We start from the raw sequence: 20462 nt of genomic DNA, 5'->3' as shown, positions 1-20462 counted from the left end.
ACGGTGGCGCTACTCGGCCACGGCCACGTAGCGGTCCTCCTCGTCCTCCTCGTCCTCGGCGTCGGAGAGGTCGACCTTCACCCCCGCCAGGGCCTCGGTCAGGCGCTGCTGCATCGGCTCGGTGAGGTAGTGGTGGTGCAGGTCCAGCGAGCCGAGGTGGGTGAGCGGCTGGCCCTCCAGCAGGGCGCCGGCGCCCTCGTCGGTGAGGACGCCCATCGCCAGGCTCAGGTGGTCCAGGCGGGCCACCACCGGGGCGTGCGCGACCGCCGCCGCGATCTCGTCCTGGTACTCGGAGTTCTCCAGGCCGAGGTGGCGCAGGGCCGGGAAGCGCACCCCGGTCAGGAACGGTGCCAGGTCCTCCAGCGAGTGGTCGCCGCCGTACTCGTCGACCCCGAGCCACAGCTCCAGGCGCTCCAGCGCGGGGAAGTCGCCCGCGCCGACCGCGCGGACCACCTCGGCGGGCAGGCCGCCGGCCTCCAGCCGCAGGGCGCGCAGCGCCTCGTGCCGCACCGGCCGCAGCACCAGGCCGCTGCCGCCGCGCACCACCAGCTCGTGGAGCGCGGGGAACGCGGTCAGCGCGCCCGTCACGTCGCACATCTCCAGCCAGGAGATCTCGCACTCGTCGTAGGTGACGTCGCCGACGAACAGCGCGCGCAGCCCCGGCAGCCGGCCGGCGGCGCCGGTCACCGCCGCCAGCGCCGCGGTCAGCGGCTCGTAGCCGTCGGCCCACCACGCGCCGATCACCAGGGCGCGGACCCGGTCGGTGTCGACCGTGTCGAGGAACGCGCCCAGCGTCTCCTCGAAGCCGGTGGGGGAGTCGTACTCGACGGCTATCCGCCAGGCGACGGCGTCGGCCGCGGGCAGGGCGGCCGCCGCGTCGCCGTCCGGGTCGGCGGAGAACTCGAACACGGGCAGTCCGTGGAACCGCTCGATGTGCCTGTTGACCGTCATGGCTGCTCCTTGGGGCGGGGCGGGACCGGCTGGGGTGATCGCCGGGACCTGTCTACCAGGCCCCGGCGACGCCCGGTGGGCCGGGCGTCGGCTACCGGCCGGTCACTCGGCGACGGCCACGTACCGCCGGCGCTCGTCCGGCGCACCGGCCTCGGAGAGGTCGACCTCCACCCCCGGCAGGGCGTCGGTCAGGCGCTGCTGCATCGGCTTCGTGAGGAAGTGGTGGTGCAGGTCCAGCGAGCCGAGGTGGGTGAGCGGCTGGCCCTCCAGCAGGGCGCCGGCGCCCTCGTCGGTCAGCACGCCCATCGACAGGCCCAGGTGGTCCAGGCGGGCCACCACCGGGGCGTGCGCGACCGCCGCCGCGATCTCGTCCTGCGCCAGGCTGTCGAGCAGGCCGAGCCGCCGCAGCGCGGGCAGCCGCAACCCGCCCAGGATCGGCGCCAGGTCGGCGATGGTGGCGTCGCCGCCGTAGTGGTCGACCCCGAGCCACAGCTCCAGCGACTCCAGCGCCGGGAAGTCGCAGGCGCCGACCGCGCGGACCACCTCGGCGGGCAGCCCGCCGCTCTCGAACCGCAGCGTGCGCAGCGCCTCGTGCCGCACGGGCTGCAGCGCCAGGCCCGGCTCGCCGTCCCACCCGCCGCTCGCGCCGCGCACCACCAGCTCCGCCAGCTGCGGGAAGGCGGTCAGGAACGGCGTCACGTCGGACTGCTGGATCCAGGAGATCTCGCACTGCTCGTAGGTGACCTCGCCGAAGAACAGCGCCCGCAGCGCGGGCAGCCGCCCGGCGCTGCCGGCGACCAGGCGGACCGTCTCGGCGGCCGGCTCCTGCTCCTCCTGCCACCAGGCGCCGATCACCACGGCGGTCACCCGCTCGGTGTCCACGGCTGCCAGGAACTGCTCCCAGCGCTGCTCGAAGGTCTCCTCGGCGTCGTAGTCCAGGCCGATCTTCCAGGCCACGGCCGCCGCGTCGGGCAGCTCGGCGCCCTCCTCCAGTGCGGGGACGAGGTCGAAGACCGGCAGGCCGTGGAAGTGGTCGGGGTGCTCGCTGAGGGCCATGTGCTGCTCCTGGTGAGGGGGCGGGACGACGACCTGTCTACCAGGCCGCTCCGACATGTGTGCGACCGGCGTGCGGGTCCGCCCGCGCGCCCCGACCGGTTGTCAGACCCCGGCCCTAGCTTCTGGGTCGGAGGTCCGGCAACCCGTCGGGCCGACCCCGCAGGAGGCCTGATGTACCGCCAGGGTGACGTGCTGATCGTGCCGGTCGAGGAGAGCGCCGTACCGGGCGTGGTGGGCGCGCTGCCGCCCCAGCCGCGCGATCCCCGCGGCCGGATGGTGCTGGCGCTCGGCGAGGTGACCGGCCACGCCCACGCGGTGGTCGGCCCCGGCGAGCTGCGCCGTGAGGCCGGGCCGTTCGCCGCCGCCTGGCTCCGGCTGCCGGAGGGCGGGCGGGTGGTGCACGAGGAGCACGCGGTGATCGCGCTGCCCAAGGGCTGGTACCGGGTGGTGCGCCAGCGCGAGTACACCCCGGGCGCGGTCCGGATGGTGGCGGACTGACCCGGCGGGGCGGCGAGGGCGACGGGCACTCGGGCGACCCGGACGGATCGGGCGACCCGGGCGACCCGGGTGACAGGGAGGGCGGGCGACAGATGACCGGCGAGAAGGAACGGAGCACTCCGATGGTGGTTCAGCAGCAGTCCGCGCCCCGCGAGGCGGTGGCCCGCTGGCGGGAGGTGGTGGCCGGCACCGGCGCGGCCGACCGGCCGGCCGTCGAACGGGCCGTGCGCGCGGCGTACCGGGCGGCGGGCCTGGCCGAGCCCGCGGCCGTGGTGTGGTTCGGCTCCCCGCACGCGGCTGCGCTCGGCGCGCTCGCGCTGCGCGGCGGCGCCCCCGAGGGGCTGCCGCTCGACGGCGCGCTCGCCGTGCTCGAAGCGGCCGGGGTCGGGTCCGGCGGCGCGGTGAGCGTCCGGGAGCGGATCAGGACCGCGCCCTGGGAGGCTGCCCGGCAGCGGCTGCACGCCGGGCTCGGCGCCCTGGGCTGGGCCGAGCTGTGGGCGCTGACCGGCGGCGAGCTCGGCCCGCAGACCGGCGCGCTGGCCGCCCGGATCCGGGACGCGGTGCTCGACCGGCTCGCCCCCGCCCCCACCGACGACGACCCGCCGGCCGCCCGGGACACGGCCCGCACTGTCCGCTCCGCCGCCCGGCTCGCCCTGCTGGACGGCGTGCTCGGCCCGCACGACGCCGCCTGGCTGGCGGCCTTCGACGCCGCCGGGGCGCTGGACGGACCGCACCCGCTGGCACCGCTCGCCGAGATCGCCCGCGGCGCCGGCTGGTGGTGGCCGTACGAGGGCGTGGCGCTGGTCAGCGAGCGCCCCGCGGAGCTGCACCGCGACGAGGCCGGCCGGCTCGACCGCGCCGACGGCCCGGCGCTCGCCTACCCGGACGGCTTCGCCCTGCACGCCTGGCGCGGCATGCCGGTGCCGCCCGGCTTCCTGGCCGGGCTGGCCGCCGTCACCCCGGAGCGGATCCGCACCGAGGAGAACGCCGAACTGCGCCGGGTGATGCTGGAGTTCTACGGCTACGAGCGCTACCTCGCCGACTCCGGCGCCGAGCCGCTGCATCGGGACGCCACCGGGGTGCTGTGGCGGATCCAGCTGCCGGACGACGAGCCGGTGGTGATGGTCGAGGTGGTCAACTCCACCGCCGAGCCGGACGGCACCTTCCGCACGTACTGGCTGCGGGTCCCGCCGTCCACCCGGACCGCGCGGGCCGGGGTGGCCTGGACCTTCGGCGTCCCGGAGCAGGAGTACCAGCCGCAGCGCGAGACCTGAGCGGACCTCGGTCGGGCCCCGGGCACCCGGCGGCCGTCCTGCGGCCGGTTGTCAAGGGTACGGCCACCCGATTCCGGGCCCCGGCAGCCTGTACGGATTGATAGGAATTCGCCGAGCCCCGGCCACTGGTTCGCAGGCCAGGCCGTTGATATACCTCAGAGGCATAGGACGGGAGAGGTGTGTCACCTCCCTGTCGAGATGCGACGAACCAGGTGGTGATGGGCAAGTGAAGCTCCTCCGTGTGGGCCCCGCGGGCGCCGAGCGTCCGGTCGTGCTGGGCCGCGACGGCGCCGCGTACGACCTCTCCGAGCGCACCGCGGACATCGACGGCGCCTTCCTGGCGGGCCTGGACCGAGCGGCCCTGGCCGCCGCCGTCGAGGCCGGCGAGCTGCCCCGGGTGGACCTCGCCGGGCAGCGCACCGGCGCCCCGGTGGCCCGGCCCGGCAAGGTGGTCGGGATCGGCCTGAACTACCGCGACCACGCCGCCGAGGCCGGCGCGCAGCTCCCGACCGAGCCGGTGGTGTTCCTCAAGCCGAGCAACACCGTGGTCGGCCCCCACGACGAGGTGCTGGTGCCGCGGGGCAGCGAGAAGACCGACTACGAGGTCGAACTCGCCGTGGTGATCGGCCGCACCGCCCGCTACCTGGACGACCACCGGCAGGCCGCCGAGGTGATCGCCGGGTACGCGGCGGTCAACGACGTGACCGAGCGGGCCTTCCAGTTCGAGCGCGGCGGCCAGTGGGACAAGGGCAAGTCCGCCGAGACCTTCACCCCGCTCGGGCCCTGGCTGGTCACCCCGGACGAGGTCGGCGACCCGCAGGCGCTGAGCCTGAAGCTCTGGGTCAACGGCCGGCTCCGGCAGGACGGCAGCACCGCAGAGATGGTCTTCCCGGTGCTGGAGATCGTCCGCTACCTGAGCCACTTCATGGTGCTGGAGCCGGGCGACGTGATCATCACCGGCACCCCCGCGGGCGTGACGCTGGGCCACCCGGGCACCCCGTTCCTGCGCCCGTCCGACGTGGTGGAGCTGGAGGTCGAACGGCTCGGCCGGCAGCGGCAGGTGCTCGGCAAGGCCTGAGCCGGCCGCCGGCCCGAGCGGTCCGGCCGCCCGCCGGCAGGTGACCGACCCGACCCAGGCACGGGGTCCGGGTCCACCCCGCCGGCCATCCTGCGTCCCCGCCGGCCGTCACCCGCCGGCCGTCACCCGCCGGTCGTCCCCCCGCCGCGGACGCCGTCCGCCAGCGCCCGCACCCGCTCGGCCATCGCCCGCGCCGGCCCGTCCGGCGCCTCCAGCTCCAGCAGCCCGGCCAGCATCCCGGCCGTCTGCGGATCGTGGCCCGCCGTCGCCGCGCTCATCGCCACGAACTGGTCGACCAACCAGTCCCGCAGCGAGTCCGGCGGGATCTGCCGCCCCTCGTCCAGCCAGCTCAGCGCCGAGGCCTCCACCACCGAGATCCACGAGCGCACCAGCAGCGTCAGCCGGGGCCCGGCCTCGCGCACCCCCAGGTGCCGCAGGGTGCGCCGCAGCGCGGCCCGCCGCACCTCGTCCACGATCGCCGAGGTGCGCGCCGTCTCCACCACCGAGCCCCCGCGCAGCAGCGCGCCGTACCCGGCGTCGTGCTCGGCGACGAAGTCGAAGTAGCGGTCCAGCACCGCCGCCAGCTGCTCGGTCGGCGTCCCCCGGGCGGGCACCTTGAACCGGCCGGTCAGCTCCTCGGCGGCGGTCCGCAGCGCCGCCTCGTACAGCTGCTGCTTCCCGCCCGCGAAGTACCGGTAGACCAGCGGCCGGGAGGCCCCGGCGGCCTCGGCGACGTCGTCCAGGGTCACCTCCTCCGGCGGCCGCGAGCCGAACAGCTCCAGGGCGACCGCGATCAGCTGCTCCCGGCGCTGCTGGACCGGCAGCCGCCGGTACCCGGAGCGCCGGGGCCGGTCCGGCGCGCCGTCCGCCGCCCCGGCCGGGCCGCTGCCGGGGGCGGGCGGGTCGGCCGGTCCGGCCGTGGCCGTGGGGGGTGCTGAGCGCGCTGCCATGGCGGTCAGCGTAGTGGCCGGTGCCCGTTTCCGGAGGGGGTCCGCCGGGTCCGGGAACGGTACGGCGGCGGCGCCGGGCCGCTGCGCGGGTCGGCGGGTCGTCGGTCAGAATCAGGACAAATCATCGCATCATGTGACAGACGGGCGGGGCGGCGGAGCGAGGAGGAGCGGCGGGATGCGGCGCAGCGCCCGGGAGCGGTACCAGGCCCGCCGGGCGTCCCTCGGGCCGGCCGTCCGGGCGGCGCCCGCGGCCCTGTGGCGGTGGATCCGGGCGGCGCCCGGCACCTACGTCTGGCTGCTCCTGCTGGGGATCACCAGCCTGATCGTCAGCCGGATGGACCCGCGGTACCTGGACTGGTTCCTGACCAAGCGCAGCACCAACCTGGAACAGCTCGGCAGCCGCCCGGTGCACGCCCTGCTGGCCAGCGCGGTCTGGACCGAGCAGGGCGACTTCCTGCTCTACTTCGTGCTCTTCCACCTGTTCCACGTCCCCGCCGAGCGGTGGCTGGGGACCGCCCGCTGGCTCACCGTCGCGCTCACCGCCCACGTCCTGGCCACCCTGATCAGCGAAGGGGTGGTCGCCTGGGGCGTCGCCTCGGGGCGACTGCCGGCGAACCTGGCCGACACCGTCGACGTCGGGGTGTCGTACGCGCTGGCCGGCGTCCAGGGCGTGCTCACCTACCGCTTCGCCGGCCGCTGGCGGCTGCTGTACGGCGGCGTGCTGCTGACCGTCTACCTGGTGCCGCTGATCGTCTCGCACACCTTCACCGACCTCGGGCACTTCTGCGCGGTCCTGATCGGCCTGGGCTTCCGCGGCTTCACCACCGGCCGACCCACCTGGGACCCGGCCCGGTCCTGGCGCTCGTGGCGGTCCCGGCGGCGCCGCCCGCGCCGCCCGTCCGCCGACCGAGGCCCGGCCCGGACCGCGACACCCGGACCGTGACCCATCGGCTGTGACCCATCGGCCGTGACGCCCGGACCGTGACGCATCGGCCGAAACCACCACACCGGACGGTCCGTCAGCACCGCGCGTACCGCGCCGGGGTGCCGAAAGCCCAGACCGAGAAGGTCTTGAAATCGCGACCGGCTACGAAAAGATGGCCGGATGGCTGATGAACTGATCACCGAATCCGAAGACGGCCCCACCCCGCGCCGTGTCGCCGACGCCTACGTGCACGCCCTCGCCGAGCTCGATCCGCTGACCGCGATCTACCTCGGCCTCAACCCGGAGGACGACCGGCTCCCCGACCTCTCCCCGGCCGGCAGCGACGCCGTCGCCGGCCTCGCCCGCCGCACCCTCGCCGAACTCGACGCCGCCGAGAGCGCCGGCGCCGCCCGGGGCGGCCTGGACGAGGCCGAGCAGCGCTGCGCCAAGCTGCTGCGCGAGCGGCTGACCGCCGAGCTCGCCGTGCACGACGCCGACGAGCACCTGCGCTCGCTGCGCAACCTGGGCTCGCCGCTGCACAACGTGCGCGAGGCCTTCACCCTGATGCCCACCGAGACCGAGCACGACTGGCAGCTGATCGCCCGCCGCCTGGCCAAGGTGCCCACCGCGGTGGAGCAGTACCGCGCCTCGCTGGCCGAGGGCGCCGCCCGCGGCCTGTACGCCGGTCCGCGTCAGGTCACCACCGTGATCGGGCAGATCGACGAGTGGGTGGCCGGGGAGGTCCCCGGCGGCTGGTTCGGCACCTTCGTCCAGGACGCGCCCGCCCCGCTCGCCGACCAGCTGTCCGGCGCGGCCGTCGAGGCCACCGCCGCGCTGGCCGACTTCCGCGACTGGCTGAGCGGGGTGTACGGGCCGGGTGCGGCCGGTACCCCCGACCCGGTCGGCCGCGAGCGCTACGCCCGCTGGGTGCGCTACTGGACCGGCGCCGACCTGGACCTGGACGAGGCGTACCGCTGGGCCTGGGGCCAGTTCCACGACCTCGAGGCGCAGATGCGGGTGGAGGCCGAGAAGGTCCGCCCGGGCTCCACCCCGATGGAAGCCATGAAGTGGCTGGAGACCGACGGCCCGGCCATCAAGGGCGCCGACGCCGCCCGCGAGTACCTCCAGGGCCTGATGGACCAGGCCATCAACGACCTCCAGGGCACCCACTTCGACCTCGCCGAGCCGCTGCTCAAGGTCGAGTCGAAGCTGGCCCCGGCCGGCAGTGCCGCCGCCCCGTACTACACCCAGCCCTCGCTGGACTTCTCCCGCCCCGGCCGGACCTGGCTGCCGACCCTGGGCCGGGAGTCGTTCCCGGTCTGGGACCTGGTCTCCACCTGGTACCACGAGGGCGTGCCCGGCCACCACCTGCAGCTGGCCCAGTGGACCTACGTGGCCGACCGGCTCTCCACCTACCAGGTCACCCTGGGCGGCGTCAGCGCCAACGTCGAGGGCTGGGCGCTGTACGCCGAGCGCCTGATGGACGAGCTCGGCTACCTGACCGACCCCGGGCACCGGCTGGGCTACCTCAACGCCCAGATGATGCGGGCGCTGCGGGTCATCGTCGACATCGGCATGCACGTCGGCCTGGACTTCCCCGAGGACTCCCCGTTCAAGCCCGGCGAGCCGGTCCTGCCGGACGACGCCCGGGAGTTCTTCGGCCGCTACTGCGGCCTGTCCGCCGAGTTCCTGGACAGCGAGCTGATCCGCTACCTGGGCCTGCCCGGCCAGGCGATCGGCTACAAGCTCGGCGAGCGGGCCTGGCTGCAGGGCCGGGCCGCCGCGCGGGCCGCCGCCGAGGCGCGCGGCGAGGAGTTCGACCCCAAGGCCTGGCACATGGCCGCGCTGTCGCAGGGCTCGCTGGGCCTGGACGACCTGGTCGCGGAGCTCGGGGCGCTGTGAGCGCGGGCGGTGGGGGCGGCCCGGACCGGGACGCCCCCACCGCCGCACCGACGCCCGCCGCGGATATTCCCGGACCGGTCAATATCGGACTTTGGTCCCAAAACTATACAAACTCCATCATTTACGTCTGAATCTCCTTGCCGATCGCCGCCCCGAGGGCTTTTCTGGAGAGAGCGTTTGCGTGCGCCCCAGCCCAGTTCCCCTCCGGAAGGCGGCCCACGGTGTCATCTCAGCCCACCCCAGACGTCCAGGCGGCGGATCCGCGCCGTTGGTGGGCGCTGGCAGTGATCGCGATCGCCCAGCTGATGATCGTCCTCGACGCGACCATCGTGAACATCGCGCTTCCTTCGGCGCAGAAGGACCTGGGCATATCCGACGGCGACCGCCAATGGGTGATCACCGCCTACACCCTCGCCTTCGGCGGTCTGCTGCTGCTCGGCGGCCGGCTCGGCGACCTCTTCGGCCGCAAACGGACCTTCACCATCGGTCTGCTCGGCTTCGCGGTGGCGTCCGCGATCGGCGGCTTCGCGGTCGACCCCACCATGCTGTTCGCCGCCCGCGCGCTGCAGGGCGCCTTCGGCGCGATCCTCGCGCCCTCCGCGCTGTCCCTGCTGTCGAACACCTTCTCCGACCCCAGGGAACGCGCCACCGCCTTCGGCGTCTTCGGCGCCATCGCCGGTGCCGGAGCCGGCATCGGCCTGCTGGTCGGCGGCCTGCTCACCGAGTACCTGACCTGGCGCTGGTGCCTGTTCGTCAACGTGCCGATCGCGATCGGCGCCGCCTTCGCCGCCTTCTACCTGCTCAAGCGCGACCACATCGACAAGGGTCACCGGGTCAGGCTGGACCTGCCGGGCGCGTTCCTCGGCTGCGGCGGTCTGCTGGCGATCGTCTACGGCACCTCCGAGGCCGAGTCGCGCGGCTGGGGCGACTGGCTGGTGCTGACCTGCCTGCTCGGCGGCGTCGCCCTGCTCGCGGTCTTCGCCCTGGTCGAGCGCCGGACCCCCAACGCGTTGCTGCCGACCCACATCGTCGGCGACCGCAACCGAGGCGGCGCCGCCCTCGCGGTCGGGCTCGCGGTGGTCGGGATGTTCGGCCTGTTCCTGTTCCTGACCTACTACCTGCAGGTGGTGAAGGGGTACTCGCCGGTCCTGGCGGGCGTCGCGTTCCTGCCGATGGTCGGCGCGATCATCATCAGCTCGACCGGCATCGCGGCCCGGCTGATGACCCGGATCCCGTCCCGCAACCTGATCGTCCCCGGACTGCTGCTGGCCGCCGCCGGCATGGCCTGGCTGACCCAGATGAAGGTCGACAGTCCGTACGCCGGCCTGGTGCTGCCCGCCGAACTGCTGCTCGGCCTCGGCATGGGCCTGGTGTTCATGCCGTCCATGAGCCTGGCCACCCTGGGCGTCGCCCCCAACGAGGCCGGCGCGGCCTCCGCCACCATCAACTCCGCCCAGCAGGTCGGCGGCTCGATCGGGGTCGCACTGCTGAACACCATCGCGGCCAGCGTCACCACCACCTACCTGGCCACCCGCAACGCGGCCGACCCGCTGGTCCAGTCCCAGGGCGCGGTGCACGGCTACGCGGTCGCCACCGCGGTGGCGATGGGCATCCTGATCGGCGCGGCGGTGATCGCCTTCTTCCTGATCGACCACCGCCCGGCCCCCGGCGAGGCCACCGGCAAGGACGCCGAGGCCACCGCCCAGGTCCTGGCCTGACGGCCGCCACGCAGCGGCCCCGAACCGCACCGCGGACCGTGCCGGACCCCCGTCCTCCCCGCCGCCGCCCCGCCCGGATCACGCCCCGGGCGGGGCACTACCGTGTCCGGGTACGAATTCTCACTACTCTCACAGGGGCGGATCACACTCCTCCCAGGCCGACCGCCCATATTTTTGACTGTACGCGCCGCCCGGGGCGCGTCGCCGGAGAGCCGACAGCGCGCAGGCGCGACGGGCGGGAGTGGGGACCTTGATGGGCCGTCAGGACGAGGTTCGCCGGCGCGTGCGCCGCCCGGTCGCCGTCACCTCCCTGCTGGCGCTCGGACTCGCGGGCGCCGTCGTCGGCGGCAACACCCTGGCCTCCCAGGTCACCGCCGCCAGCCGGCGCCCCGCCCCGGCCGCCACCGTGACCGCCGTGGCCACCCCGGCCGCCGGGCCCGCCGACGACGCGTCCACCGCGCCGACCGCGTCCGCCGACCCGTCGTCCGGCGCCGAGGCCTCCGGCGAGGCCGCCACCGACTCGTCCGATTCGGCCCCCCGGGCCGGCACCGGCCCGTCCGCGGGCTCCGAGCACCAGGGCGAGCAGGCCACCCTCTACCGCGGCGACGGCAGTACCGGCACCGCCCAGGCCGGCACCGAGGCCGACCGGGTCGGCGCACTCTTCACCGGATCGATCGCGGCCGGCCACCACTCCTGCTCGGCCAGCGTCATCCACAGCATCACCAAGAACCTGGTCCTCACCGCCGCGCACTGCGTGGCCGACGCGGACGGCCTGCGCTTCGTCCCCGGATACCGCGACGGCAAGGCGCCGTACGGCAGTTGGCAGGTGACCAAGGTGTTCACCACCGACGGCTGGAACCAGGACGAGGACGAGGACGAGGACTTCGCCATCCTCCAGATCGCTCCCCAGGGCGGCCGGCAGATCGAGGACGTGGTCGGCGGCAACCCGCTCGGCCTCGACGCCGGAGCCACCGCCAAGGTCCGCCTCTACGGCTACCCCGACGGCGGCGAGGAGCCGCTGCTGTGCACCAACGCCACCGAGCGCGAGGACACCCACCAGCGCCGCGTCGACTGCCCGTCGTTCCCCGGCGGCACCAGCGGCGGGCCGTGGATCGACACCGCCAGCGGCCAGGTGATCGGCGTGATCGGCGGCTACCAGCAGGGCGGCGACACCGCCGACACCTCCTACAGCGCCACCTTCGGCCGCACCATCGGCGACCTCTACACCGAGGCGGTCAAGGCCTCCATGCCCGCCGCCCCCTCCCCGCCGCCGCAGACCCCGGCCCCGGCCCCGCAGAACTCGACCCCGGCCCAGTAGAACCCGGAACCCGGAACCCGGCTCCGGCCCGGTAGAACCCGGCCCCGGCCGGGCCGAACACGGCCCCGAAGCGCCCGTCTTTGGCCGGGCGGGGATCAGCCGGCCACCGGCAGACCGAACACCACGGTCGCGTCGTCGTGCCGCTTGCCGCGGAAACTCCCCTCGGCCATCGCGAGTTCGGCCTCCCGGACCGACCGGACCAGGTGGGCCGGGCCCTGCTTCTCCAGCGTCCGCAGCAACTGCCCCCAGGTCCACCCGAAGCGCTCGACCAGGCGGGAGACACCGTCGCTGAGCAGTGCGAAGCTGCGTACCTCGGCCGTCCGGAAGCCGGCCGTCACCGCCCGGTCGGCCGCCTCGGGCCGGGTGCCCGCGACCCAGAACCCCGCGTCGGTGTTGCGCAGCCGGCCCGCCGTCTCCCGGTCCATCGGCGGCAGCCGGTCGAGCCGGCCGTCGACCACCGTGGTCAGCGCGCCGTCGTGGGTCTCCACCACCACGGGGGAGTCCGCCAGGGTCAGGCAGTCCAGCCGGCCGCCGTGCTCGCGCACCAGCGCGACCGTGGCGGACGGGCTCTCCGGGTTCGCCAGGTCGCAGCCGGGGTGCAGCCCGCGGGTCCGGACGATCCCCTCCCGCAGCACCTCCCGCAGGTCCAGCCCCGGTTCCTCGGTCAGCACTCCCGCCAGCGCCCACGCCAACCGCCCGGCCAGCCACCGGACATCGTGCACGCACCCGGTCGGCAGCCCACTGGCCGTGGCCCCGTCCAGCACCACGACGAACCGCCCCGACGCCACCACCACGTCCTCGTTCGCCCCGCCGCCCGGCCCGACGGCACCGGGCTCGCACACGTAGCTGATCTGCACGGCACTCCTCCCGCGGCGCTCCTCCGGTGGGAGCGTCCCGCCGCCATCATCCCCGCGCGTCCCGCCGTTCCCGGGAACGGGCCGTGACGTCCGGTCGGACGGACAACGACGGCGGTCCTGCGGGCGCAACCCCGCGCCCGGTCTACGCCTCGTCGTCCCGCTCCAGCACCAGGCCGACCGAACCCGCGACCAGTCCGTGTCCGGCTTCCAGATGCAGGTGGCTGCCGTCGGGAGTGCCGTCCGCCGCCAGCGCCAGCAGATGGGCGGCGAGCGTCCGCAGCCCCGCGGCGTCCGCCTCGACGACGACCTCGCCCCCGAGGTTGCGCACATGGATCCGGGCCCGGTCGTCCCAGCCGAACGCGAGCGGCACACCGTCGGCCCGTACGGTCATCCGGACGGTGGCGACAGGGGATTCACCCGGTACCGAGGTCATGGCCGCATCCTGCCACCGCCCCCGGCCGCGGCCGCGCCCGGCACCACCACCCGTACCGGGCCCCGGACATGACGAAGGCCCAGCCTCGCGGATGATCCGCTGGGCTGGGCCTCGATCAAGCACTTCTTGCGAAGTGCCCCCGGCAGGATTCGAACCTGCGCACCCGCCTCCGGAGGGTGGCAGGTACTCAGCCCGAACGACCTGCGCAGGCGCTATCTCGACCGAAGTCGGCTACCTGGCATGCTGGCACTCCCGGCTTACCGTGGCGTGCCGCTCGATCTGGCATGCCTGTGGCACGTTTGCCCAAGAGCGCAGGCCGCTCACTCGGGATCTTTGTATGTCCGGACGCGCATGCCTTGCACGGCAATCTCGGCGAGCGGTTCCTCGATGGCGACGTGGTGCTTGAGTCGTTCGGCTAGCCCGAGCCCGGCGAAGGGGCCGTGGTGCTTGAGCTGTTCGGCTAGCCCGAGCCCGGCGAAGGGGCCGTGGTGCTTGAGCTGTTCGGCTAGCCCGAGCCCGGCGAAGGGGCCGTGGTGCTTGAGCTGTTCGGCTAGCCCGAGCCCGGCGAAGGGGCCGTGGTGCTTGAGCTGTTCGGCTAGCCCGAGCCCGGCGAAGAGCGCAACGGGACCGGGTGGCACGTAGTCTTGCCCGCAGGTGAACCTCGTGAGCGCGACAGAATATGGAATGTTCGCCGCCGACCTCGCCAGGGCGCGGGCTTTCTTCTGCGCAGTGCTCTGATTCTTGGGCACGTCTGCTCCTCACGTGCGGGTCCTATGCATCCCGCCGGATCGTGGACGTCACCAAGCGAGTTGAGCTAAGCAGCACGGGCCCCGAGAGACCTTGGCCGTCTGCGCCATCGTTGCGGCATAGGCGCGATGGCAGCGGCGCGGGCGTACGTGTCTTGCCCTTGTGACGCAGGGTACATGAAAATCCCCAAGGCGCAAGCTCATCGCGGGCCGCACGATGTCCCGCGGGTGGCGGAGCGGTTTTGGCCGGTGTCCTGTCTGGTCTGGGTCCGAGCATGATCGGGGGGCCGTAAGCTGCTGCGACTCGGTCAGGGCTCTTTGGGCCTGACCGCAATTTGGCCGAGTGGCCCCCCGGTCCTGCTCGGTGCGGGTCCCGGTCCGGGCAGGTGGGTAAAACCGTGGAGCCGCCCGCCCCCAGCCCCGGTGCTGTTCTGGGATCAACGCTCTTCTGCCGTTCGTCCGCTGGCGCGGCCAACGCTGCGGAAGTAGGGAAACACGTAACAGCGGGCTCGGCGGCCCTACCGATGGCCTCAGCCAGGCACCCGGAAACGCGGCCCCGTTCTGGCGGTCACGCCGGGACCGGGCGCCAGCCCGCACGCCCGGCGTCGGCCTCCGCGGGCGGGGCAGCGGCGCGCGCTCGCGCGCGCCCTTGACCTGGTAAAGCGGAATTCGGCAGTGACTTCGATATGGCTTCGGGGCTCGCGGGTTACAGCGTGACGCGGACGACTGCGGTGTCGTCGTGGGTCTTGCCGCGGGGCCATCGCCGGCCTTCGGTGTCGCTCAGCTCGGCGGCTCTGACCTCGCGGATCAGCGCGGCGGGGCCCTGCTCGCGGATCAGCCTCAGCGCCTCAGCCCAGTCGGCGAGTTCGAAGCGGTCGACCAAGCGGGACGCGCCGTCACTGAGCAGGGTCACCCCGGTGAGGTCGGCGCGGGGAACACTGCCGGTGAGTGAGGCGTACGCGGCTGCGGGGTCGGCTGCTGCGACCCAGAAGCCCTCGGGCTGGTTGCGGTGGGCCCGCATGGCTTCGACGTAGTCGCGCAGGGCGGTGGCGTGTTCGGCAGTGCCCGCGGTCTCTGCGTCCATGGCACCGCGCAGGGCCGCACCGACCAGGGCCTCTCGGTCGTCGGTGACCGCCACCGGGCCCCGGTCGTCAGCGTGTTCCAGCACGAGGGTCGAGTCGGCCAGGACCAGGTACTCGACGGCTTCGTCCGCCAGTCGCACCGCGACGACCGTGGCCGACGGGGTGCCGGGGTGGGTCAGGTCGCAGGTGTCGGCGTGTACTGCGGCGGTCTGCGCGATGGCGTCGGCGAGGCAGTCGGTGAGCGCGCGGTCCGGCTGGTTGGTGACGGCTCCGAGCAGGCTGACGCCGAGTCGGGAGACGTACCAGGCGACTCCGTGGCTGCAGCCGCTCTCGGATCCGGCCGGGGTGCCGGCGCCGTCGAGGAGGACGATGGCGGTCGGGCTCGCGGCGGTGAAGTCCTCGTTGGGACGCTGCGGATGGGCGGGCTCGGTGGCGATCTCCAGATGCACGGTCTCAGTCTGCCTGGTGACGGTAGAACGGCGACAGCAGCCGGACGTTGACGGGCTCGTTGTTCGCCGGGTCGTAGTCCACGTTCACCAGAACGGAGAACCGCTCGGTCCCGACCTGGCGGTAGAGGTCGGCGAGGTCGTTGACGATCAGGTGGACGACGCCGAGGCTGCCCTGCGGGTGGATCCCGGTGAGGACCATGATCAGGCCTTGGCCGTCCGGGCGCGGGAGCCGGCCGAAGTAGGCGACGTCCGAGTTGGTCTTCGGGGTGGAGTCCATGCCTGCGCGGTACGAGATGCCGGTCTCGTGGTCACGGAGCGTCCACGGGCCGTCCTCGGCGCGCTCGAAGCTGATCGACGGGTCCTGCGCAAGGACGTCGGCGACGTGGCTGGACAGCCGGGGGCCGCAGATGACGATCATGTCCTCACGGTTGAGGTCGATCTCCCCGCCGATGGGCACGTGCTCGAAGCTGGGGTCCAGCTTGTAGGAGCGGGCGAGGTCGCCGAGGCGCTGGGCTGCGGAGAAGTCCTCGGCGGCGAGTACCGGACGGGAGTTGCCGGCCTCTTGCTTGAGCGGGGTGGCGATGATCAGCCGGGCGTTCCCGAGGAACGCGCCCTCGGGGGCCGGGGCGGACTGCTTGAGCTGGTGAATCCGGCCGCGGGTCAGTCCGGCCTCGGCGGCGATCTGGGCGTACGACATGCCCTGGTCGTGCAGCTCGGAGATCACCCGCTGGCGGAGCCTCGACAGCTCGGTGACCTCCTGCTGAGCCTCGGCCAGCCGCACCGTGGCCGCCCGCAACAGCGCGAACGGGTCCTTGATGGCGGCGATCCGCTGCGTCTCTCCCGCCACGTCTCCTCCTGTGTCCGGCCCTGTCAGCGCAGAGTCTAGGGGGATAGACAAGATCAGCAAACGCAGGTGCAGCCTGGCGTGCTGGGGGCGGTCAGTCATCGCGGTTCTCCTGGCGGCCGGTTCGTAGCCGTCACTGTCTAGGGGGCTATACACCCCGTGAAGAGGACTTCTTCGTGTGGATGCGAGGCGTCGCCTCTGCGGGGGATGCTAGCTCGGCCCAGACCGTCTGGGAGTCATCGACGTCGCTGCTGGCTCCCCAGCTGTCGGCGAGTCCGGCCATGATCGCCAATCCCCGGCCGAAGTCGTCGACCTCCTCGGCGCTTCGGTAGGACGGCTCGGGCCCTGCAGTCCCCTCGTCCGTGACGGCGATGCGGATGACGCCGCGCCGCCGCCGGATCTCCACCCAGAGCACGCCGCCGGCCCCGGACCGGCTGTGCAGGATGGCGTTGGTAACCAGCTCGGAGACGATCAGCTCGGCGTCGTCGACCTGCGGAAGGCGGTGGAGCGCGTCGCGGACCAGCTTCCGCGCGCACCCGACCGCCTCCGGCACTCCCGGGAACTGGACGATCCAAGTCATGGCTGTATCCCCTTCGCCTCGCGACGCGTCCGGCCAACTACATTGAGTGAAGCTCGAATCCGAGCTTGAAAGCTCGGGTTCGAGGTTGTCAAGCTGTTGTGACGAAACGTGAGAAGAGGTCCGCAATGGGGGAGTTGGATCGACCGGCTTACCTGCGGGTCGCCGACGCGCTGCGCGCCGAGATCCTGGCGGGTACGCGTGAGCCTGGATCGCGGATGCCGAGCATCGCGGACTTGTGCCGCGATCACGGCCTGTCCGAGCAGCCGGTCCGCCAGGCACTCCGGGTGCTGGCCGCGGAAGGGTTGACCGAGGGGCGACCGGGCTCCGGCACCTACGTCCGTCCTCGGCCGGTGCCGGCCCGGATCGCGCGGGGCCGCTACCGGGCCGCCGGGAGCCCGTTCGCAGCCGAGAGCCGGCAACGGGGCGTCGAGCCGTCCTGGACCAACGACTCGCAGAAGACCTACGCGACCAGCGCGCTGGCCGTCCGGCTGGGCATCGCCGAGGGCGCGCCCGTGATCCAGTCGCAGTACGTGTTCCTGGCGGACGGCGCTCCTGTCCAGCTGTCCACCAGCTGGGAGCCGCTGGCGGTGACCGAGGGCAGCGTCGTCGTCCTCCCGGAGCTCGGTCCGCTGGCCGGCCGCGGCGTGGTCGAGCGGATGGCGCACATCGGCATCACGGTCACCCGCGTGACCGAGGAGGTCACGGCCCGGCCGGTCCTGGAAGCAGAGTCCGGCCCGCTCGGGATCCAGCTCGGGGCAACCGTACTTGCGATCGAGCGGACCCACTGGGCCGGCGAACTCGTGGTCGAGACAGCTGACATCGTGCTCGGCGCCGACCGTACTCGACTGACCTATACGATCGATCTTCCGCCTGATCAAGGCGAGTTGGGCGAATAGGCCCAGGCAGGTCACGGTTCGGAGACTCGCGCACCTGGGCTACTCCAGGACTGCGAGGCTGCCGGGCATGTCTGATGCCGAGGATCTGCCACCTATCCCGCCGGCCCCCGAGTCCCCACCCCTTGTCCCCCAAGAGCCGAAGACAAAGAGCCGCTGGACGTTGCCTCTGGTGACGGGGGTGGCGGGCGTCGTCATCGGCGCTGGAGGTGTCGGTCTCGCCTGGGCGGCAGCCGGGGCCGACGGCAAGGTTGCTGCAAGCCCGACCGCCGGAACGAAGAGGGACAGCTCGGGCTTCACCCTGCTCGGCAGGATGACCCTCTCCGGGTCCAATCGTCTTGTCGGCTCCGACGGCTGCGCCGGTCGAAGTGGCTATGACGACATCCTGGAAGGGACGTCTGTCACGGTGTACGACGCCAGCGGCAAGGTCGTGGCAGAGGGAGAGCTTGGCGGCGGCATCCGCAAGGGCACGGCGTGCGAGTTTCCCGTACATGTCGGCCACGTGCCCGAGACGTCGAACTTCTACCAGGTGGAGGTCTCGCACCGAGGGAAGCTGACCGTCTCGGCGGACGACGCAAAGGCGGGCAGGTTCGCCGCGTCACTTGGCTGAGACTTCGGGCCTGCTACTGAACAGCGCTCGCGACTGACGCCACCTTCCCGCGCCTGCGCATCACCGGCTCGGGATCAGTCCGAAGTGCAACCCAGGCGGTCGACTGACGCTCCGTCAAGATCTTTGCATATACCCCTAGACACTCACCACCCCTGCGGCTTACCGTCTTGTCTACCCCCCTCGACAGCTGTCTCGGGGACAGTCGATCCTCGACTGTCTAGGGGGGTGTACAAGGAGTGCTCTCATGGCCATCCGTGGCGCGATCCCCGTCCGCTTCGAGGACGTCTTCCCCGCCGGTGCCTTCGCCGTCTCCGTCGAACCGGTCGCCGACTTCGAGGCAAGCAAGAGCGGCGCCAAGGTGCAGGCGCGAGACAAGACGACCGGTCACCCGCTCTGGGTGGTCTCCGTCGTCGACCCCGACCCCGAGGCCCGCGACACCTCGGCCCGGGTGAAGGTCGCCGCCCCAGTCCTGCCCGTCCTGCCGGACGCGGCGCCCGGACTGCCCTTCCGCCCGGTCGAGTTCGACGGCCTGACCGTCACCGCGTACGTGAACAACGGCGGCCGGGTCGCCTACTCGTTCCGCGCCTCCGGCCTCCGCGCACCCGCCGCTGCCCGCCCGGCGGCCAAGTCCGCGGCCTGACCCACCACCCGGGCCCGGCGTCCGACCGCCACTACGGCCGTACGCCGGGCCGGTGCCCACCCCCTCCGCAACGAGAAAGAGGTGAACCACCCCCATGTCCAAGCCGATCCACCCTCGCTTCAAGACCGCCGTCCTGCTGCTGGCCGCCGCCTGGCTCGCCTACTCGACCGCCCTCGCCCACCTGGGCCCCCTCGGCGGTGCCCTGGTCCTAACCCTCTGCGTGGCCGGCCCGGTCGCCGCGCTGGTGTACCGGGCGAAGTCGCTGCGCTCGCGGATCCGGTGTGGCTGGCCGGACTTGAGCTACGCCCTCGGGCTGTGGCAGCAGGCGCCCCTGCCGCGCTTCGACGCCCCGTACGAGTACGTCTGGCCGCGGATAGCGCGCATCCGCCGCCACCCGGGCGGGCTGGACGTCCTGATCGGCCTGCTGCCCGGCCAAGTGCCGGACCAGGTCGCGCAGCACGCGCAGGGCATCGCCCACGCCTGGCGCGTCCACCGGGTCGAGGTCACCAGTCCGCGCCGCGGTGTCGTGGTGCTGCGGGCCTGGACGGTCGACCCGCTCGCCGAACCCTTCACCACCGGCCGCGCCGCACCGACCCTCACCCGTCCGCCCCTCGCGAAGCGGCTACGCGCCTGGTGGGACCGGCTCGCGACGCTCGCCCGCCGGGCCCGATTTCACCTCCGGACGCTTGCTCGCCGGACTCGCACGGCTGCCGCGTCGGCCTGGGCAGCTTCGGCGCTGGAGCTTCCGGGTCCTGGTCGCCGCCCTTCGGCTCTCGCGGCAAGCGGCGCTCCTGGTGGCCGAGTTGGCGGAGGAGGTGGCGCTCCGTCCGAACCGGTGGGCGCGGCGGCCGGGTGGGCGTCGGTAGAGATCGGCACCCGCGAGGACGGCTCCCCGTGGCGGTTACGGCTGCACGGTACGCACGTCCTGGTGGCCGGGGTCACCGGTGCCGGCAAGGGCTCGATCCTGTGGGGTGTCGTCCGGGGGCTGCTGCCCGCCGTCGCGGCCGGGCTGGTGCAGATCTGGGCGCTGGACCCCAAGCGGATGGAACTGTCCTTCGGGGTCGGCCTCTTCGCCAAGTACGCCTGCGACCCGGAACGCATGGTCGACCTCCTGGAGGACGCCGTCGAGCGGATGCAGGAACGGGCCCGGTCCTTCGCCGGCCTCGTCCGCTCGCACATCCCGACCCCGGACTCACCGTTCGTCGTGCTCCTGGTCGACGAACTCGCCTTCCTCACCGCCTATCAGTCCGACCGGGACCTCCGGCGTCGCGCCGAGGCGGCCATCGCCACCCTGACCAGCCAGGGCCGCTCGGTCGGCTTCTGCCTCGTCGGCGCCCTCCAGGACCCGCGCAAGGAGGTGATGAACCTGCGCAACCTCTTCCCCGACCGCGTCGCCCTGCGGATGGACGAAGCAGCGCAGGTCGACATGGTCCTCGGCTCCGGCGCCCGTGAGCGCGGCGCGTACGCGGACCTGATCTCGCCCGACCCGCACACCGGGGCCGGCGTCGGCTACGTCCGCAACGAGGGCAACCCGGAACCGGTCCGCGTCCGCGCCGCCTATGTTCCCGACTCCGAGATCAGCGCGCTCGTCGCGCAGTACGACCCCGATCGCTCAATTTACGCAGTGTCTAGCCCCCTCGACAGCATTCCGTAAGGTG

General features: G+C 73.2%; 20 protein-coding genes. 11 read left to right on the top strand and 9 right to left on the bottom strand.

The features are described from left to right. Positions 1-9: 9 nt before the first annotated feature. Positions 10-951, bottom strand: coding sequence for an STM4015 family protein (locus tag AC2TEW_RS12440; protein WP_484623419.1), 942 nt, complete (start codon positions 949-951; stop codon positions 10-12). A gap of 102 nt (positions 952-1053) precedes the next feature. Then, on the bottom strand, positions 1054-2007 hold the full coding sequence (locus AC2TEW_RS12435; RefSeq protein WP_484623418.1) for an STM4015 family protein: 954 nt from the start codon (positions 2005-2007) through the stop codon (positions 1054-1056). A 171-nt stretch (positions 2008-2178) separates the two neighbouring features. Between AC2TEW_RS12435 and AC2TEW_RS12430 the strand changes: the two genes are divergently transcribed. The 3 genes from AC2TEW_RS12430 (at position 2179) to AC2TEW_RS12420 (ending at position 4857) form a co-directional block, all read left to right on the top strand. Continuing rightward, positions 2179-2505 carry a DUF8820 family protein gene (locus AC2TEW_RS12430; protein WP_484623417.1) on the top strand — a complete coding sequence of 109 codons (327 nt, stop codon included), beginning with the start codon at positions 2179-2181 and terminating at the stop codon, positions 2503-2505. A gap of 122 nt (positions 2506-2627) precedes the next feature. Then, a complete protein-coding gene (locus AC2TEW_RS12425) occupies positions 2628-3779 on the top strand; it encodes a DUF6745 domain-containing protein (RefSeq protein ID WP_484623416.1) in 1152 nt (383 codons plus the stop codon). A gap of 226 nt (positions 3780-4005) precedes the next feature. Continuing rightward, the gene (locus AC2TEW_RS12420) at positions 4006-4857 is read left to right on the top strand and encodes a fumarylacetoacetate hydrolase family protein (RefSeq protein WP_484623415.1); all 852 of its coding nucleotides are present in this window, start codon (positions 4006-4008) and stop codon (positions 4855-4857) included. 122 nt (positions 4858-4979) lie between these two features. On the opposite strand, the gene AC2TEW_RS12415 is transcribed toward AC2TEW_RS12420, so the two are convergent. Further along, a complete protein-coding gene (locus tag AC2TEW_RS12415) occupies positions 4980-5807 on the bottom strand; it encodes a TetR/AcrR family transcriptional regulator (protein ID WP_484623414.1) in 828 nt (275 codons plus the stop codon). Between the two features lie 175 nt (positions 5808-5982). Between AC2TEW_RS12415 and AC2TEW_RS12410 the strand changes: the two genes are divergently transcribed. The 4 genes from AC2TEW_RS12410 to AC2TEW_RS12395 all read left to right on the top strand — a co-directional run bounded on the left by AC2TEW_RS12410 (position 5983) and on the right by AC2TEW_RS12395 (position 11670). After that, positions 5983-6750, top strand: coding sequence for a rhomboid-like protein (locus AC2TEW_RS12410; RefSeq protein WP_484623413.1), 768 nt, complete (start codon positions 5983-5985; stop codon positions 6748-6750). Between the two features lie 162 nt (positions 6751-6912). Continuing rightward, positions 6913-8634, top strand: a complete 1722-nt coding sequence (locus tag AC2TEW_RS12405; RefSeq protein WP_484623412.1) for a DUF885 domain-containing protein — start codon at positions 6913-6915, stop codon at positions 8632-8634. 305 nt (positions 8635-8939) lie between these two features. Further along, on the top strand, positions 8940-10352 hold the full coding sequence (locus tag AC2TEW_RS12400; protein ID WP_484623515.1) for an MFS transporter: 1413 nt from the start codon (positions 8940-8942) through the stop codon (positions 10350-10352). A gap of 283 nt (positions 10353-10635) precedes the next feature. Continuing rightward, a complete protein-coding gene (locus AC2TEW_RS12395) occupies positions 10636-11670 on the top strand; it encodes a trypsin-like serine peptidase (protein WP_484623411.1) in 1035 nt (344 codons plus the stop codon). A gap of 95 nt (positions 11671-11765) precedes the next feature. Here the strand turns inward: AC2TEW_RS12395 and AC2TEW_RS12390 are convergent, their stop codons facing one another. The 6 genes from AC2TEW_RS12390 to AC2TEW_RS12365 form a co-directional block, all read right to left on the bottom strand. Further along, positions 11766-12527 (bottom strand): protein phosphatase 2C domain-containing protein, encoded by a 762-nt coding sequence (locus AC2TEW_RS12390; RefSeq protein ID WP_484623410.1) that lies wholly within the window; start codon positions 12525-12527, stop codon positions 11766-11768. A gap of 142 nt (positions 12528-12669) precedes the next feature. Beyond that, positions 12670-12960, bottom strand: a complete 291-nt coding sequence (locus AC2TEW_RS12385) for an Imm32 family immunity protein (RefSeq protein ID WP_484623409.1) — start codon at positions 12958-12960, stop codon at positions 12670-12672. 320 nt (positions 12961-13280) lie between these two features. Further along, positions 13281-13709 carry a hypothetical protein gene (locus AC2TEW_RS12380; RefSeq protein WP_484623408.1) on the bottom strand — a complete coding sequence of 143 codons (429 nt, stop codon included), beginning with the start codon at positions 13707-13709 and terminating at the stop codon, positions 13281-13283. A 703-nt stretch (positions 13710-14412) separates the two neighbouring features. Then, on the bottom strand, positions 14413-15237 hold the full coding sequence (locus AC2TEW_RS12375) for a protein phosphatase 2C domain-containing protein (RefSeq protein WP_484623407.1): 825 nt from the start codon (positions 15235-15237) through the stop codon (positions 14413-14415). Between the two features lie 4 nt (positions 15238-15241). Further along, positions 15242-16084 (bottom strand): sigma-70 family RNA polymerase sigma factor, encoded by an 843-nt coding sequence (locus tag AC2TEW_RS12370; protein ID WP_484623406.1) that lies wholly within the window; start codon positions 16082-16084, stop codon positions 15242-15244. 145 nt (positions 16085-16229) lie between these two features. Continuing rightward, the gene (locus AC2TEW_RS12365; protein WP_484623405.1) at positions 16230-16661 is read right to left on the bottom strand and encodes an ATP-binding protein; all 432 of its coding nucleotides are present in this window, start codon (positions 16659-16661) and stop codon (positions 16230-16232) included. 134 nt (positions 16662-16795) lie between these two features. On the opposite strand from AC2TEW_RS12365, the gene AC2TEW_RS12360 reads away from it, so the two are divergent. From AC2TEW_RS12360 to AC2TEW_RS12345, 4 genes are all read left to right on the top strand, one after another. Further along, positions 16796-17557 (top strand): GntR family transcriptional regulator, encoded by a 762-nt coding sequence (locus tag AC2TEW_RS12360; RefSeq protein WP_484623404.1) that lies wholly within the window; start codon positions 16796-16798, stop codon positions 17555-17557. 67 nt (positions 17558-17624) lie between these two features. Continuing rightward, positions 17625-18164, top strand: coding sequence for a hypothetical protein (locus AC2TEW_RS12355; protein ID WP_484623403.1), 540 nt, complete (start codon positions 17625-17627; stop codon positions 18162-18164). 244 nt (positions 18165-18408) lie between these two features. Then, complete coding sequence (locus AC2TEW_RS12350; RefSeq protein WP_033819892.1) at positions 18409-18804, top strand: hypothetical protein; 396 nt, start codon at positions 18409-18411, stop codon at positions 18802-18804. A 94-nt stretch (positions 18805-18898) separates the two neighbouring features. Further along, positions 18899-20458: an FtsK/SpoIIIE domain-containing protein gene (locus AC2TEW_RS12345; protein ID WP_484623402.1), complete on the top strand. Its 1560-nt coding sequence runs from the start codon at positions 18899-18901 to the stop codon at positions 20456-20458. The last annotated feature ends 4 nt before the right edge of the window (positions 20459-20462 follow it).

Source organism: Kitasatospora sp. NEAU-CNBT7, assembly GCF_057220535.1.
The sequence above is the reverse complement of the archived record's forward strand: the minus strand, read 5'-3'. Positions and strand labels throughout refer to the sequence as shown.